The 16,689-nt window shown below is 25.4% G+C and carries 14 protein-coding genes and 2 pseudogenes; 2 read left to right on the forward strand and 14 right to left on the reverse strand.

The window, feature by feature from the left end:
• Positions 1–90 precede the first annotated feature (90 nt).
• From AZI32_RS12985 to AZI32_RS13000, 3 genes are all read right to left on the reverse strand, one after another.
• The gene (locus AZI32_RS12985) at positions 91–306 is read right to left on the reverse strand and encodes a hypothetical protein (protein WP_061996242.1); all 216 of its coding nucleotides are present in this window, start codon (positions 304–306) and stop codon (positions 91–93) included.
• A 322-nt stretch (positions 307–628) separates the two neighbouring features.
• Positions 629–1,993, reverse strand: coding sequence for an MATE family efflux transporter (locus tag AZI32_RS12990; protein ID WP_061996243.1), 1,365 nt, complete (start codon positions 1,991–1,993; stop codon positions 629–631).
• A gap of 530 nt (positions 1,994–2,523) precedes the next feature.
• Entirely contained in the window at positions 2,524–3,309 is a 786-nt protein-coding gene (locus AZI32_RS13000; RefSeq protein WP_061996245.1) for a pseudouridine synthase, read from the reverse strand.
• Positions 3,310–3,556: 247 nt separating this feature from the next.
• Between AZI32_RS13000 and AZI32_RS13005 the strand changes: the two genes are divergently transcribed.
• Both AZI32_RS13005 and AZI32_RS13010 read left to right on the forward strand, forming a co-directional pair.
• On the forward strand, positions 3,557–4,480 hold the full coding sequence (locus AZI32_RS13005) for a DUF5692 family protein (RefSeq protein WP_061996246.1): 924 nt from the start codon (positions 3,557–3,559) through the stop codon (positions 4,478–4,480).
• A gap of 225 nt (positions 4,481–4,705) precedes the next feature.
• Positions 4,706–4,894, forward strand: a complete 189-nt coding sequence (locus AZI32_RS13010) for a hypothetical protein (RefSeq protein ID WP_061996247.1) — start codon at positions 4,706–4,708, stop codon at positions 4,892–4,894.
• Positions 4,895–4,941: 47 nt separating this feature from the next.
• Here the strand turns inward: AZI32_RS13010 and AZI32_RS13015 are convergent, their stop codons facing one another.
• From AZI32_RS13015 to AZI32_RS13065, 11 genes and pseudogenes are all read right to left on the reverse strand, one after another.
• The gene (locus AZI32_RS13015; protein WP_061996248.1) at positions 4,942–5,796 is read right to left on the reverse strand and encodes an SHOCT domain-containing protein; all 855 of its coding nucleotides are present in this window, start codon (positions 5,794–5,796) and stop codon (positions 4,942–4,944) included.
• Between the two features lie 177 nt (positions 5,797–5,973).
• Positions 5,974–7,017 (reverse strand): annotated as a pseudogene (locus AZI32_RS13020) (serine hydrolase domain-containing protein).
• A 283-nt stretch (positions 7,018–7,300) separates the two neighbouring features.
• Positions 7,301–7,804: a hypothetical protein gene (locus AZI32_RS13030; RefSeq protein WP_061996251.1), complete on the reverse strand. Its 504-nt coding sequence runs from the start codon at positions 7,802–7,804 to the stop codon at positions 7,301–7,303.
• Between the two features lie 135 nt (positions 7,805–7,939).
• Positions 7,940–8,956 (reverse strand): type II CAAX endopeptidase family protein, encoded by a 1,017-nt coding sequence (locus AZI32_RS13035; RefSeq protein ID WP_061996252.1) that lies wholly within the window; start codon positions 8,954–8,956, stop codon positions 7,940–7,942.
• A 370-nt stretch (positions 8,957–9,326) separates the two neighbouring features.
• Positions 9,327–10,343 (reverse strand): type II CAAX endopeptidase family protein, encoded by a 1,017-nt coding sequence (locus AZI32_RS13040; protein ID WP_061996253.1) that lies wholly within the window; start codon positions 10,341–10,343, stop codon positions 9,327–9,329.
• A 210-nt stretch (positions 10,344–10,553) separates the two neighbouring features.
• Positions 10,554–12,545: a methyl-accepting chemotaxis protein gene (locus AZI32_RS13045; protein ID WP_061996254.1), complete on the reverse strand. Its 1,992-nt coding sequence runs from the start codon at positions 12,543–12,545 to the stop codon at positions 10,554–10,556.
• A 161-nt stretch (positions 12,546–12,706) separates the two neighbouring features.
• Entirely contained in the window at positions 12,707–13,135 is a 429-nt protein-coding gene (locus AZI32_RS13050; RefSeq protein WP_010297362.1) for an RDD family protein, read from the reverse strand.
• A 114-nt stretch (positions 13,136–13,249) separates the two neighbouring features.
• Positions 13,250–13,714, reverse strand: coding sequence for a GNAT family N-acetyltransferase (locus tag AZI32_RS13055; protein WP_061996255.1), 465 nt, complete (start codon positions 13,712–13,714; stop codon positions 13,250–13,252).
• Between the two features lie 381 nt (positions 13,715–14,095).
• The gene (locus AZI32_RS13060; protein WP_061996256.1) at positions 14,096–15,292 is read right to left on the reverse strand and encodes a S8 family serine peptidase; all 1,197 of its coding nucleotides are present in this window, start codon (positions 15,290–15,292) and stop codon (positions 14,096–14,098) included.
• Positions 15,293–15,570: 278 nt separating this feature from the next.
• Positions 15,571–15,825: pseudogene (locus tag AZI32_RS18965) on the reverse strand (CD3324 family protein); the annotation flags it as partial.
• A gap of 151 nt (positions 15,826–15,976) precedes the next feature.
• On the reverse strand, positions 15,977–16,689 hold a 713-nt coding region (locus AZI32_RS13065), incomplete at its 5' end, for an RNA-guided endonuclease TnpB family protein (RefSeq protein WP_157450917.1).

Below are 16,689 nucleotides of genomic sequence, written 5' to 3' on the forward strand. Positions count from 1 at the left end.
AATGCTGTTTTCTATATTTTATCTATTTTACTAAAATAAAAAATAGAAGTATCTTTTAAAAATACTTCCATACATAACTTTTATATTTAATTACTTAGTTGTAAATCTTTTTATAGAATCATAAATAACCAATATTCCAATAATAAATGATACTGTTCTCATAATAAAATCACTAATTAATAAACCACCTAATAAGTAAGTAACATTATAAAAATGACCTGTAATTATACTTGGACCCAATATAATTGTAATGCCTAAAAGACAATTAATTAATAATATAATAATTTTTTGAATACTTAACTTCATTTAAATCCTCCTAATATTTCAAATAAAAATTACTCATATTTTAATATACGCATAATTATCAGCTACAGAAGATAATTATGCTATTTTAGTAAATTATAAAATAACTGATATTTACTTAATTTATCAATTCTATCGATTATAATTTAAAGCATTTCCTTATATATTTCTGTACTTCAAAAAATTCACCTCCTAAACTTTCTTATTTCTTTACTTAATTTGTCTAATTTTTTATAATAAAAAAGGTCTCCATCCATAAAGGACGAAGACCTGTATTGCCAACTTTTAGGCTTAACTTTACACCTATGCTTAATATCCTATAGTATTAACAACTTGTTTTTTTACACTTTTTTTCAAACCCATGTAACCAATTAAATTTTAGATAGTAAATTAAAAAAATTACAGAACTTAAAAACCAGGTCAATGGATATGCCCAAAATATCATTCTTATTTCAGGTATAAAATGTGTAGCCACTGTTACATAAATTACTCTTATAATACACCAACAACACAACATTACAAGCATTGGAACAATAGCTTTTCCTGCACCCCTTAAAATTCCTGCTACACAATGAGAAAATGCAAGAAGAAAGAAAAATAACGAAATTGTCCTTGCTTGAGCCGTACCATATTGAATAACTTCTGGTTCACTATTAAAAAGTGCAACAAGTTTTGGTGCTGTTAAAAAGAAAATTATGCCAATGACTTCTGCAAGAATAATTGAAACAATTATTCCAAAATATGTTCCTTTTTTAGCACGCTCATATTTTTTTGCACCAAGGTTTTGGCTAACAAATGTTGTCATAGAAAAAGCAAAGCTAGTAATTGGAATAAATACAAATCCTTCAATTTTAGAATATGAACCACAGCCTGCTACTGCCACGGCACCAAAAAAATTTATATTTGATTGCACAACAATATTTGCAAGAGCAATAACAGAATTTTGTATACCTGCTGGTATTCCCATGTGAAGAATTTGTTTAAGCATATCTAAGTTTAAACGTATTTTATTAAAGGTTACTTTATAAATATCTTTTGTACGAACAAGATGATAAAATGCTAGTACAACACTTACTGCTTGAGAAATAACAGTTGCTATTGCAGCACCACCAATTCCCATTTTAAAAACTGCAACAAATAATAAATCTAATACAACATTTACAATTGATGAAACAATAAGATAGTACAGTGGATGTTTGCTATCACCTACTGCTTGAAAAATACCACTTGCAGTGTTATACATAACAACTGTTAAAATTCCACCAAAATAAATTCTCACATATAAAACAGCATTAGGAAATACTGACTCCGGTGTTCCCATAAGCCTTAATATTTGAGGTGAAAATACTGTTCCTACTAAAGTTAATATAATTCCTGATATAATTCCAAAGGCAATAGATGTATGAATTGCTGTTTGTACATTTTCTTTTTCATTTGCACCAAAGTATTTTGAAATAACAACACCTGCACCCATAAAAATTCCACCAAATAACCCAACTAGTAAAAATATAAGTGAACCAGTAGAACTTACTGCTGCTAATGCATCTCTTCCTACAAAATTACCAATTACTAATGAATCAACTATATTGTATAACTGCTGAAATAAGTTTCCCCAAAAGATTGGCAATGCAAATCTAATAATTTTTTTACCTATTGATCCGTTTGTCATTAATACTGCATTTGATTCCATATAATCTGTCACCCACTCTCAAACAACCACTTGTTCATTATTCTAATCTAATCATATACACTATTTTTCAGCCATATAAACAATAAATGAAAAATTATATAAAATATATTTAAATTAAATAATTTTTCTTAGCACTATTTAAAAACTATAACATTATTTTACAAAATAATCAATTTCATAAAAAGAGTAGATAATCAAAGTAAGTATCTTACAACTTGATATATACATACAAGGGTCAACGCAAAAAACAAAATTATATTTCTAATAATTACTTTATTGTCATGTTCATTTCTAGACATCTTATATTTTAAATAAATTAAAATTAAAAACACTAAAGCTAACCCAGACAAAATAATTCTAAATATATACAGATACAATTTAATATTTTCAATAGTAATTATAAAAACTGGGATATAAAAAAATAAATATAATTTGTAATATCCTTTTTTATCTAGAATATCTTCTTGTAAACCATATAAGAATTCATTATCCATAAAACCATACCCTTTCAAAGCTATAATAGTTTCAATTTATAAATCTTTTAATAACATTTGAATTTCTTCTTCTACAAGAGTTCTATATTGTCCTTTTTTTAGAGTTTCATCTAAAGTTAACCCTCCAATTGAAACCCTCTTTAGGTAGATTACATAACATCCAACTGCTTTTAGCATGCGCTTTACTTGATGTTTACGCCCTTCAGAAATTATAAGATATCCAGATACAACTGGTTGATTATAGCGATTTGAATCTATGTTATAAAATTTTTTAATGTCCATTTCCTTTTCAAATTCTTTATAAGTTCCATTTCTAATTATATTTATTTTTGCAGGCTTAGTTAATGGTTCATCTTTACCTATAGAAAGTCCCTTTTCTAATTTATTAACATCATCTTCTGTTAGTGAACCTAATGCTATAAAAAAGTACTTCTTTTCAACATGTTTTTGTGGACACATTAAATTATGTTCAAAATCACCATCATTAGTAAATAGTAATAGTCCCTCTGTATCCTTATCTAATCTTCCAACATGGAATACTCCATTCATGTCAACTTCATCAAAATAATCAATGACTGTTTTATTAACTGCGTCTTTTCTTGCAGTAATACATCCTGATGGTTTATGAAACATGTAATACACCTTTCCATGGTGAACAACTAATTTATCAAAATACTCAATAACATCCACATTTTCATTAATATCTATTGCTGGTTCTGTTACAACTTGTCCATTTACTTTTACAGAACCTTCTTTAATATAAATACGAACATTTTTTCTACTTCCAATTGATGATTCTGCTAAAAATTTATCTAATCTCATGCTTCTCCTTTTCTTATCCTTTGTAAAATAATTTTAAGTGTAAATCAACTATTTTAATATACACCAGTTTTATTTCTCAGTAAAGATATCTAAATTTAAACTTTCTTTCTAAAAATAAGTATTTATAATGCCTATTCAGTATATATGCATTTTTACAAATTTCAATACATATCTTTAATTATATGAACAATATAATTTTCTTAATAATTAAGTGGATTCTAAAAATTTATAATTAGGGGGTGTATTTATGTTTTTTTATGAATCATTACCTTTTACAAGTTGGCTCATGTGGTTAGTAGTATTTTTGGTGTTAATTGGACTAAATGAATTAGGTCGTAGATCTAAATATGGTGGAATTTTTCTTTTTGTTGTATTACCAATAATTCTTACTTTTGCTATATGGCCAAAAACTACTGAAGGTACAAGTGTAAACGACTGGTTCCATTATGCTAAAGTATATTCTGCACTTGCAGGATGTATTGGTTTTTGGATTATTCGTCATGTTAAAGATGTAAGTACTAAAAAATGGGTTTTATGTTTTCCACCACTTATTTTAGCTATTAATATTTGTGAAGCAGTGGCTCGTGATTTTCAAATCTATGGATTACATCTTAATAAAGAAATATTCGAAGGAATGATGACTTTAAGTGGGCCTTGGAATATTATGAATGGAATTGCTGGAATATTAAATATTATTACTATTACAGGCTGGTTTGGAATATGTATTAGTAAAGATAAAAGTAAAGATATGTTATGGCCTGATATGCTATGGTTTTGGATTGTAGCATATGATATTTGGAATTTTGCATATACTTATAATTGTTTACCTGATCATTCATGGTATTGTGGTTTAGCACTATTATTAGCTCCTACATTTGCTGCTTTCTTTATAAAAAAAGGTGCTTGGTTACAACATCGTGCACAAACACTTGCATTATGGTGTATGTTTGCAATGACCTGTCCTAGCTTTATTGATGAATCACAGTTTGCAGTTAGATCATCACATAATTCAACTGCATTATTTATTGTAAGCTTAATAGCACTAATAGCAAATATAGCAGTATTTATATACTATGTTTATAAAATAGTTAAAACAAAACGTAATCCTATTAAAGGAGAACTTTATACTGATCTTAATAGTTATAAAGAAATTAAAGCATTATCTGAGTAATGCTCTTATAATTTTAAGAGTGCCATAAAAAATTGAGAAATATTTTAAGTGGCACTCTTTTATTTTAATTATGTATTCATTTTAACTCTTTTATTGAATTTGAACCAATGCTAATTCATGTATTGATTATACTTTACAAATTTATAAGATTTCTATTTAATTTTTCTTATTATTGCTAAGGAATAATTTAATAGTGATATAATAAATTATAGGGGGATTTATTATATGAGTAGTTCAATTAAAGAAATTATTATTAAATTTATTTTTATTTTTTTATTTCTTTGTATTATCGGTTATTTTATAAAATGGTTAGAAATTAATTTTACTAAGGCATTAGCAATATCCCTTGGTATTGGCTTAGTTGATTTTGTAACATACACTATAAGAAATCATAAAAATAAAACAAATTTTTAAATTCAAAAAGAGTGCTCTCCTACTGAGAGGCACTCTATGAAGTACATTTAAACTTCACTTAACAACTTTTTTTTCTTTTCAGTAAATTCTTCTTCTGTTAAAATTCCCTCTTCTTTTAATCTAGACAATTCTCTAAGTTTTTCATACACTGTGATGCAATTATCTATTAACTGAGAATTATTTTTATCATTAATAAATTGTATTTCTTTTTCAGGAATTAAATCTTTTAGTATATCATAGGCTGATATATGAAAAAATAACTGCTCATATTTATTATTATTAATAAATTCAAGTGTAATATCCTCTTTTTTAGATTGAGAGTCCTTTGATGTTATTATTTCATTATGAATTTCTCTATCCTGTCTTAAAAAATGTAAAATATCATCTCTATGAATTTCTAATAATTTTATTATTATAGAATGATATTTATTAGCAAAACATAATTTATCATCTTTAATCCATACATATAATTCAGTATTATTAATCATTTTTATCAAGGAAGATCTGTTACAAATAACTGTCTTTGCTGTTTCAGGTACACCATTTTTTATTATTTGCTCATTTAATACTTTTTCTAAATTATATTTTTCTAGTTTGATGTTATACTCTTTTAGTCTCTTTTCAAATTTAGTTTTATATATAGTCTTATTTAATGTAAAGTTTATTAATAAGCAAATTGTAGGAATTATAATTGGAGGAATTATGATTAAGATTATAACTATAATTTTCCATGATCCATCGCTTAGCCCTAAATCATAACAAAAGAAGTTATAAAATTTCTCTTGTATGGAATCCACGAACAAAATTAGTAAGGAGAATATACCCCCAATAATAAACCCCAGACAGCCAGGTGTAACGCCCATATAATCCGGTGGAGTTGGTTCAGTATCTAATTTACTCATTTTAAATCCCCCTATTTTTATTAAATATGTATTAAATTATATATATGAATAAAACGACGATAAAATTACAATGTTATATTTACTTTTTCAATATTACTTCATGATTAAATCCTATATAACAATAAATACACTAAAAAATACCATGAATTTTCATGGTATTTGGATAACGTAAGCTTATTATTGTATATATTTAAAAATAATTGATTCCACTGCATCTATTTTAGGCGCAAATTTCATTGTGGCTATATTAGTTAGCATAATTACTTGTATATCATCATCTGGGAAAATATCATTCTCTGAAAAAAATCCCGGTATACCTCCACCATGATATACTTTTTTCCTAACTTTCCCCCCAAGTTCTATTTCATCTATAAATAGTCCATACCCATAGTATCCTTCTTTTCCAGCATCAGCATACTTACTAGACATTTTATTTAACGAGTCTTTACTAATAACTTTGCCTTCTAATAGTCCGTTGTTCCAAAGATATAAATCTTCTACAGTAGAATATAATGAGCCTGAAGCATATGGTATAGTCATATCTATAAAATCACAATTTAAAAGAGTTTTTTCATCTTCTTTTAGAGCATAACCACTTGCTCTGTTTTTAATGACTTCAATATGATCATCATAACCAGAATCATTCATTAAGAGTTTGTCAAAAATATTTTCCTGTAAATATTCTTTATAACTTTTTTTAGAAATCTTTTCTATTATGTATCCTAATAGAATAAACCCTGAGTTTGAGTATAGATGTTTAGTTCCTGGCTCAAAATCATAAGGACAGTCTTAGAATTCTTCAATAAGACTCTCAGCATTATGAGGATTTTTCATAATGCTTTCTACAAACCCTTTAATACTAGTATGATTAAATATCCCTGATGTATGAGTTAATAAATGGTGAATAGTTACTTTATTTCCTTTAGGATAGTTGGGAACATACCTATCTAAAGTATCATTTATATCTAATAATCCTTTATCATATAATTGTAGTATTGCTGCAGCTGTAAATTGTTTTGTTACTGATCCAATACGAAATTTTGTTCTAGTCGTATTAGGTACATCTAACTCATAATTTGCCATACCAAATGCTTTACTAATTATTTTTTCTCCTTTAATTGAAACTAATATCTCTCCACTAAACTTATCATCTTCTGATAGATTGTTAAAATAATTATCAATATCTGTCTTGATTTTATTTAAATTTTCTTTATTCATCATAAATTCCCCATCCTCTATATTTTAATTTTACAATTGAAATCCTATATTATAATTATAACATTAATTTCATCTTCGCCTAAAATATTCAAGACTATTTATTTTACTATAATTTTTTTATTTTCTTTATTTTTTCCTAACAACATACAAGCTAACAATTGATTCTTTAATATACTTATATAATAGAAACTTAAAAATTTATAAATCTAATATTAGATAAAAATTATGAAAGTGGTGCTAAAATGCTATACAATGATTGAAAATATTTACATTTTAGAATGAAACTTTAATCAAAAAAACCTCTATGTGATATATTTACATTATCATTACCATTTATTTTCACATCGAGAACCCCATTGGCATTTTTCCCAACTATTCTAACAAAGTACTTTTTATTTTTTATAGCATCAAATTCTATAGTGGATTTCTTATCTAACTCATTATTTTTAGCTATTATATTGTAATCAGAATCTAAAATTACAGTATAACATTTGCCCTTATAAATTTTACTACTATCATCTATAGTTATTCTCTCATCTTCTTTAGAAGTCACTTCTATAAAGTCCCAGATACCTGTAAAGTCCTTAAAATCAAAGTTTATTCCATTTGATGTATTATTTAAATCTTCAAGCAACCTAACTTTTCGTTCACCTGCATTCTTGCATGATAAGTACCTATCTGAACCAACATAGAAATTAGTATTTTTATAAATTATGGTTCCTACTAATGGAATTATTATTAAAATTAATACATAAATAGTGGTTAATTTATTTTTCTTTATATTTTTCATAATTATCAAACTCCCCTTTTTACAATACTTATTTGTATAATATATGAAAGTTTAAAGCCCTAAAGACTTATTTTATTTTAATAAATCTTTAGAGCTATTTTTTGCAAAATATTATAGAATTTAATTTTAAAACATTTACATGTTTGTCGTTATATTATTATTTTCTTTATATTCTTTAGTAAATATAAATGGTACAAAAACAATAGCATTAATTGCTATTCCCAATAATAGTGTTTTCAATGTAAAGTTGGATTCATAACTTCCACCAGAAAGAGCAACTGCTACAGCATTATTTGTTAAATGAATTAATATTGGAGTCCATAAATTTTCAGTTTTCATATATGCATACCCTAAGAATATGCCTAGAAGTATACAATAGACTATATGAAATATAACACAATGTATCGGTGTTTTGGGGCTATATAATGTAAAACAAAGTGGTAAATGCCATATTCCCCAAATTGGCCCTAATATTAAAACTCCTAGTTTTTTTCCAAAAATACTTTGTAATCTTGGTTGAAGATATCCTCTCCATCCAAATTCTTCTCCAAAAAACATAATGAAAGAAAAAACTACACTAAAAAATAAGCTTAAAGGTAGAAAAACTAAGGTGAAAATTAAAGTTGAAACTTTAAAAGAATCATCCGGCTGCACTATTAAACTTACACCTGCCCTTATTATAAACAGACCAACAAATATCAATAAAACTATAACAACCTTTTTAAAATTTTTACCAATTTCTAAATTTAAACCTTCAAAATCTTTATTTTTGTTAGAAAATATAACAATAGAAGAAGCAACACTAGCTATGGCAATAATACATTGGATAGTAAAACTTAAAACTTTAGGATTATTACTAAAGAAAAAAGTACATATAAATAAAGCACAAATAGAAATTATAGTAGTTGCTATAAAAATATTAAAAAATATATTTACCGGTTTGCTAAGCTTTTCTTTATTAAAATATTTTATAGTAATAATTGTAGCAAAGGCTGGATACAGCATTTGAACTGCACCAAAATACTGAATGCTTTCTGAAGGTATTTTTTCATATAGTACAAAAAGTATGATTCCAATTAAAGCTGTAATAGCAAAATTGATTGCTAAAGCTATAGAAATCTCTTTTTTTACATTTGATGAATAGTTGTTCATTGAATCACGCTCCCTTATTTTATTGTATCAACTATATAACTATTTTACATAAAATTTCACCTTTTTACAATAAATTCAATTGATTTTTTAAATTGTTTATTTAATTTTTTCCTAAATCTTAATTTCTAATTAAATATATTTCTCAACTAATAATAAGGATTTCATGTGTATTTTTAGTGTGATAAAAGTATTTATATCTACAATTGTAAATGATTAAATGTTTATTTGGGTATTATTATAGGATTCCAATTTTACTTTTAAAATTATCCATTTCAAAACTTGGATACCTAAAATAGTGAGACATGCTCTGAATCACTTGGAATTCAACACTATATTTTGTATAAAAATACTTTAAAGTTATTGAATAAATTTAAATTTGAGCTTGTTTCCCTATATCTTTCTTATATTCTTTAGTAAATATGAACGGTACAAAAATAATAACATTAATTGCTATTCCTACTAATAATGTTTCTAATTCAAAAGTTGCTTCGTAATTTCCACTACTAAAAATTCCTGCAAAATTATTATTTATTAAATGAATTAATATTGGTGCCCATAAATTTTCAGTTTTCATATATGCATATCCTAAAAATATACTTAAAAGTATACAATGGGCTATATGTGCTATAACGCAATATATTGGTGTTTCTGGACTGTATAATGTAAAACAAAGCGGCAAATGCCATATTCCCCAAATTGCTCCTAATATTAAAACTCCTAATCTTTTTCCAAAAATACTTTGTAATCTTGGCTGAAGATATCCCCTCCATCCAAATTCTTCTCCAAAAAACATAATAAATTCAAAAAATAAATTAAAAACTAATAAAACTGGTAAAGTAATTAGATGTATAATTAAGGTAGAAAACTTAAAAGTAGTACTATTATCATGTACTAGAGCTATACACGTTGTTATCATAAATAAACTTATAAAAATTAATAAAATTATAACAACTTTTTTAAAATTTTTAGTAAATTTCAAATTAAATCTTTTAAAGGAATTATTTTCATTGGAAAATATAAGCATGATAAAAATGATATTGGATATAGTAACAATACCCTGTATAATACAGCTTAAAATTTTAGGATTATCATTAAAGAAAAAAGTACATACTAGTAATGAAATGATAGAAACTATAGTAGTTGCAATAAATACATTGAAAAATATATTTAATTCTTTATCAATTTTTCCTTTATTAAAATATTTAATTGTAATGATTGTAGCAAAGGCTGGATACAGCATTTGAACCACTGCAAAATCATAAGTACTCATTGTTGGTATTTTTTTATACGCTACCACTAATATAATCCCCATTAAAGCTGTAATACCAAAATTAATTATTAAAGCCATAGAAACTTCTTTTTTTGCATTTGATAAGTAATTGTTCATTTAATTACGCCCCCTTATTTTTGTAAATTATATAATTATTTTACATAATGTTTTATAAAATTACAATTTATTCAATTAACGTTTTAAACTATATTTTAAATAAATAGAATTTATTCTATCTATTTAATGGAATTCATATTATCTAAAGTAGAAAAGTGACTATATTTAGAATAAGTTTTTTCATTCTAATATAGCCACTTTTTATTACTTTTATATTTCAAATTGTTCTATTATTTCATGTAACTTTTTAGATATATTTTTAAGTTCCTCTGAATAATTAAGTAGAGTTTTCATCTTTATATTTTGCTCATCAGTAGCTGCTGATACTTCTTCTGTTGCTGCTGCAGACTCTTCTGAAACTGCTGATATAGATTGGATATTTTCAATAAATTCATTTTTAGTCACATTTATTTGTTTTAAATTATCATTTACTTGATTTATCAATGTTTTTAGATTTGATATTTCCATATTTATATTTGTAAACACTTCAAATGTACTTTCCACATTCTCATTTCCTTTATTTATAGTTATATTGGTATTATTAATATCCTTTACAACTTTATCTATATCATTAATATTTAATTTTATTATACTTTCAATTTCAGAAGCTGATTGTGATGATTGTTCTGCAAGCTTTCTTATCTCTTCTGCTACAACTGCAAATCCTTTACCACTTTCCCCTGCTCTTGCTGCTTCTATACTTGCATTTAATGCTAATAAATTAGTTCTACTTGTTATAGATTTTATAGTATCTAATATAATATTTATTTTTTGAGAATTATCTTGTAATATTTTTGAACGTTCCACTGTCAATTCTATATTTTTTGTAATATCATTTTGCATACCTTTAAGTTGTGCTATTACTTGTTTCCCTTTTTTAACAGAGTCCATTGTGTTATTAGACTTTGTTATTACTTCTTGAGAATACTCAACAGATGCTTTAACTCTATCACCTAATTCTAAAGATAAATTAACAGTTTTTTCTAATGATGATGATTGTTCTATTGCGCCTTTTGATATTTCACCCATAGCTTGAGCTATATTACTACTTATATTGTCTGATTCCTGTGATATGCTAGTTAATTCATTAGACTTATCATAAACTTCTTTAGATGTATTAAATGCATTATTTAAAAGTAAAACTATATCTTCTATCATCATATTGGTTCCGTTAGCAATATCCAAAAACTCTTTATTGTCAATTTTAGATGTATCAATTTTTTCTTTAAAATTCCCATTTTTACAATTATATAAAACATCTACTATTATTTTAGATGCTTTAGTTATCTTTCTAGAGAAGATAACCGTTAATATTATAGCTATTATAAATATTAACATTGTTATTATAATAGTGAATTTAATATTTGAAAGAGTTAGTTTATATATATCATTATTGGATATAAACCCATATAATGAATAATTTGTGTTTTTGTTTTCTAATTTTTTTACAGTATAATTTTCTCCATTTAAATTGATTGTAGATTCATCTTTTATAGACTTTAAATTCTCACCATAACTCTCTTGAGATAAGCTTTTCATCAAAAATTCTTCTTTGCTACTAGCTATTATATTATCGTCATTATATGCAACAATTAAAAATCCATTATTACCAATCTTACAATTAGAAACTATTTCTGATAACTTAGAAAGCTGTATATCTATAGCTAAAGCACCTTGTATTTCTCCTTTTTCATTAGTAACTTTTTTTGATATAGTTATTATATTTGTTGATGTAAATGCATCTAAATAAGGTGGAGTAATAGCTATGCTTTCTGAATTTTGTGCATCTATATACCATTGTCTTGTTCTTGGATCATAATTTGATAGCTCCTTTCTAGGATATAATAATGTTTCTCCTTTAATTGACCCCATATATACAGAAGACACATTTTCATTATTATCTTTTATACTTTTAAATACCTTTAACGTTTTTTCCTTAAAGCTATCTTCTTTAAAGCTATCTATTATATATGGATCCTGTGATAAAATTTCTATAAATTCTGTATTTTTTAGAACTAATGTTTCAATCTCTTTTTCGACTGATAGTATATTTTTATAAGTTTCATTTATAAAAACAGTTTTTGATGCAGAATATTGAGCTTTATTTAACCCTAATCCAAGTAGACAAATAGGAATAATACTTGTTAAAATAACCATTACAATTAATTCTGTTTTTAATGTACGTATTTTCTTTTTTCTCACAATTCTCCCCTCCCAAGTAGTAAAATATTTTCTATGTTATCTATATTTATCGTTGTTTTAAAATTTTATTTTATATTATCTAATATTATATTTACATTGTTTACAATTTATTATATAAAAATAGACTACCTAACATTAGGTAGTCTAAAAAACATATACTTTTATTGATCAACAACTATAGTGTCAAATATTTTATCATGCCATGCTTGATTATCTCTATCAATAAATATCCATATATAGCCTAAACCAAAAAACAATCCTGATACCTGTTTTCCAATTAATTCTCTTAAAACCATCTTCAAAAATCCCACTGGTTGATGAGTTCTTTTATCTAAAACTTTCATCTTCAAAATTGCTTTCCCCATTGAAGTACTTTTACTCCAAAAGTAAAATTGTATTATTATTGTAGATAATATTAATACCCCTATATAAACTGCATATAATCCACTAAAAAAGCTATTTATATTTTCAGTATCTGCTATAAATATACTAGGCAATCCTATAAAAAGGCTTATTATAAGTGCTAATATAAAACTAACTAAAATATCAAGAATATAAGCCAAAAATCTTCTTCCTGGTGATGAAATCATATTTAACACCCTTTCTTTTTTACTTTTAAATAGTATTCCACTAAGAAAGGTGTTTTAATAAGGAAATATTATGAAAACAATTTAATAATCTACATCTATTACACTTACTTATTTTTACAAAAATCTCTTCATTTCTATAAATTCTGTTTCTTCTCCATTTACATTCCATATAAATTCTTCTAAAATTTCAAATCCTAAATTACTATATAGTTTTATTGCTCTTTTATTAAATTTAGCAACTAATAAATATATTTCATTGAATTTGTAGTTCTCCTTAGCAAATTTGAGTATAAATTTTAATACTTCATCACCCATTCCTTTTCCAGTTAAGTCTGGTCTCATTTGTACCCCAAAATTAAATTTTACGTTATCATCATCAAAATAGAAACAACAATTTCCTATTAATTTATTTTCTTCATTATACATAACAAATGTATCCTTTTCATTATGTATATTTAATGCCCATTGCTGTTTTTCTTTTGTTTTATCATTGTCATAAAATGAATAAATACCTTCATATCTCCATGTAGCTATGTCTTTTCCATCATACTTATTTGGTTTTCTAAATTCAATATTCATAAAAAAGCCTCCCTAAAATAAAAACTTTATACATATTTTAGCATTTAGCTTTGACTTTTTAAATCTTAAAAACAGTTATTAACTAAAGTTGAGACTACCTATAGAGCTGCAAATTCAGACTTAAATTTATTCATTAAATTTTTGTTATCAGTTAAGAAAAAATAAGTACAACTACAATTAATTAAGAGCTAAAAGGTAACAGTTTAATATTTTAAGATTAAACTTTAATCCATTTTTTAACCTAATAATATAATTTGTTTTTCAAATTTATATAAAATAGATTAGTTGTATATCTAAATTATTTTAGATTATTGCATTATTAAATTTCACAAAAAAAGAAGAAGTATTTTACTTCTTCTTACAATCTAACTTAAAAAGCTTTTACTTATTTTCTTTTAATTTATTCATAAGTTTTTCTGGATTTACAATCTTTTTTAATTCATACTGATTTTCATCGTTTTGTATTTTTATACTATCTCCAGTTTCTAATGCTGTTTTCCAAAATAAATCTGGTGTCATATCTGGGTTAACTTGACATGCCAAAGCATATAATCCTGAAATATATGGTGCACACCAGTTCCATCCACCACAAGGATAAAAAACATAGTCATCTTTACCAGTCTCACTTGCTACTGTTCTTGAATCCATTGGCACCAATAATATTTCATTATATTTTAACTTTTCAGCCTTATTATTGTAAAGTTCTCCCTTTTCTTCATAGAATGCTTTTCTGCACTGTTCATTTATATTATAGGATGAAGTTTCATTTGGATTCTGTAAAATTTCTCTTCCTAGTCCATCATATCCAAAACCATAGGTCTTGTTTAAATATGGTGTTACTACAAATATATTTGCTTCTTTTGCTCTGTCAACAGCTTCCATAAACTCCTTATATCCTTTTTGATTTTCACTTATTCCTACTGAAGCTGATATAACCCTAATTTTCTTATCTGAATCTAAACTTTTATTAATTTCTATTATATAATCAATAGATTCAGCTAGCCAAATAAAATTATATTGAACTCCATCAGATTGTGAACTTATATCTTCCCAATCAGTTGCCACATAGTATAAATTTGCTTTTGGTGCCACCCCTATATTTTTTCCTACAGCTATAGAGGCTACTGCTGCTCCATCCATATTAAGATTCATTTCAAGATTATGAATTTCTTTGTAATCTTGAAGATTATTTTTATACTCATTATGATCTTTTAAAAGTTTCTTATCAATTATAGCTATTCCTATATTTTCTCCATTAATTCCTTTTTTGTGAATACTTTTTAATCCTAATCCTGGATCTTTTCCATATTCTAATACTTTTTTAGGATTATATTCATTTGGAAGCTTTTTAGTCCACTTTGTAGAAGTGTTAAAGACTGCATGTTCTAAATTATTTAACTCATTAGTTAAATCCAATTCAGATAAATCTTTATCTCTCACATCTACTTGATATGGTGAATTTATATTTTGTTCATACTTTGGCAGTGAAGAGAGCTTAGGTATAGAATTTGAAGATTTACTGCATCCATAAGTAAACATTAACATAAATGCTATTATAACAGTTAGAAATTTTTTCATCTTTTCTCACACCCTAACATCTTATTAAAATTAGCCATATAAATATGCCTTAAATATATTATATTAAATCATTGTTAAATAAATTGTTGAAAAACCATTTTCAACACTAAATAATATTTAAACCTTTTGTAACGTTTTAAATATTATTTTTATAAGACTTAATAAAAATATAAACTTTAAATTTTATCTAACTTTAAAACCAGCCCCAGATAGCTCCTTAATATTAAGGAGCTATCTTATGGACTGGCCTTTATATAACCTTTTATAATAATTTTAAGTTAAAATTTATTCTTTTCTTTATGAACTATTCTTCTTATGCTTTTATCCGAAAGAAAGTATATGTCCACTAATTAATTAATAGTAGCACCTTTTAAATACATATTGTAGATTTCAGAATCTCTAGTTTGTAAAAATTTTCTCGTACCATTTTTTTCACCCCAGGATTTTTCATTTTCAAACTTTCTTGGGATATAAATACAATCTCCATCTATATATTCTTGAATTAGTTTTATTATTTCACTTGGTAATACATCTGCTACTCAAAATATGGACAAAAATACCCATATTGAGATTTTTCCTGTTTCAATGTACTCCATTTTGCCGAAGCTACTTTAGTTTATATAGCACTCCACAGGCTTAAATTCCCATCTAGCCAACGGTACATATATAAGTATCTATTTAACGTTAGATAATCTTATATTCTTTTGCATCTCTGAGATTATATGAAGCATTTGCATCTCTATCAAAACTATAACCACACTTGCAATTATATACTCTATCTGAAAGCTTTAAGTCCTTTTTTACGCCTCCACATTTATTACAAAGTTTAGATGAGGGATACCATCTACTCACTTGTCTTATTTCAATATTATTTTGATGTGATTTTGAAATAAGTTTATTTCTTAAGTCATACAATTTTTGCTTTTGTACAGCTTTAGATAAATGCTTATTCTTAATCATATTAGAAATAGCTAAATCTTCTATAGTTATAAAAACTGGTTTGATTTTCACTAGTTCTGAAACTATTTTATTATTATAATCATTTCTAATATTATATAATCTTTGATGGATTTTCTGTACCTTAACTACTTGCTTTTGGATATTTTGTCTAGTAGCTCCCTCCTTATTATTTTTATTTCTTATTTTTAAACTTTCATATTTCCTTGAAAGTTTTCTTTGTTCCCTTTTTAATTTTGTTTCTATTTTTTTAACTTTACTTGTCTTATTTATATTTTTAAATTTTATTCCATTACTGCAAATAGCAGTATCTTTAATTCCTAAATCCACACCTATTCCACAAGAATAAGGTTTATCATTCGGTTTTATATCTTCTTCAACCAATATAGATACATAATATCTATCTGCTTTTTGACTAACTGTTCCACTCTTTACAATAG

This window comes from Clostridium sp. ATCC 25772, assembly GCF_001573875.1.
GTDB classification, from domain to species: Bacteria; Bacillota; Clostridia; order Clostridiales; family Clostridiaceae; genus Clostridium_J; species Clostridium_J senegalense.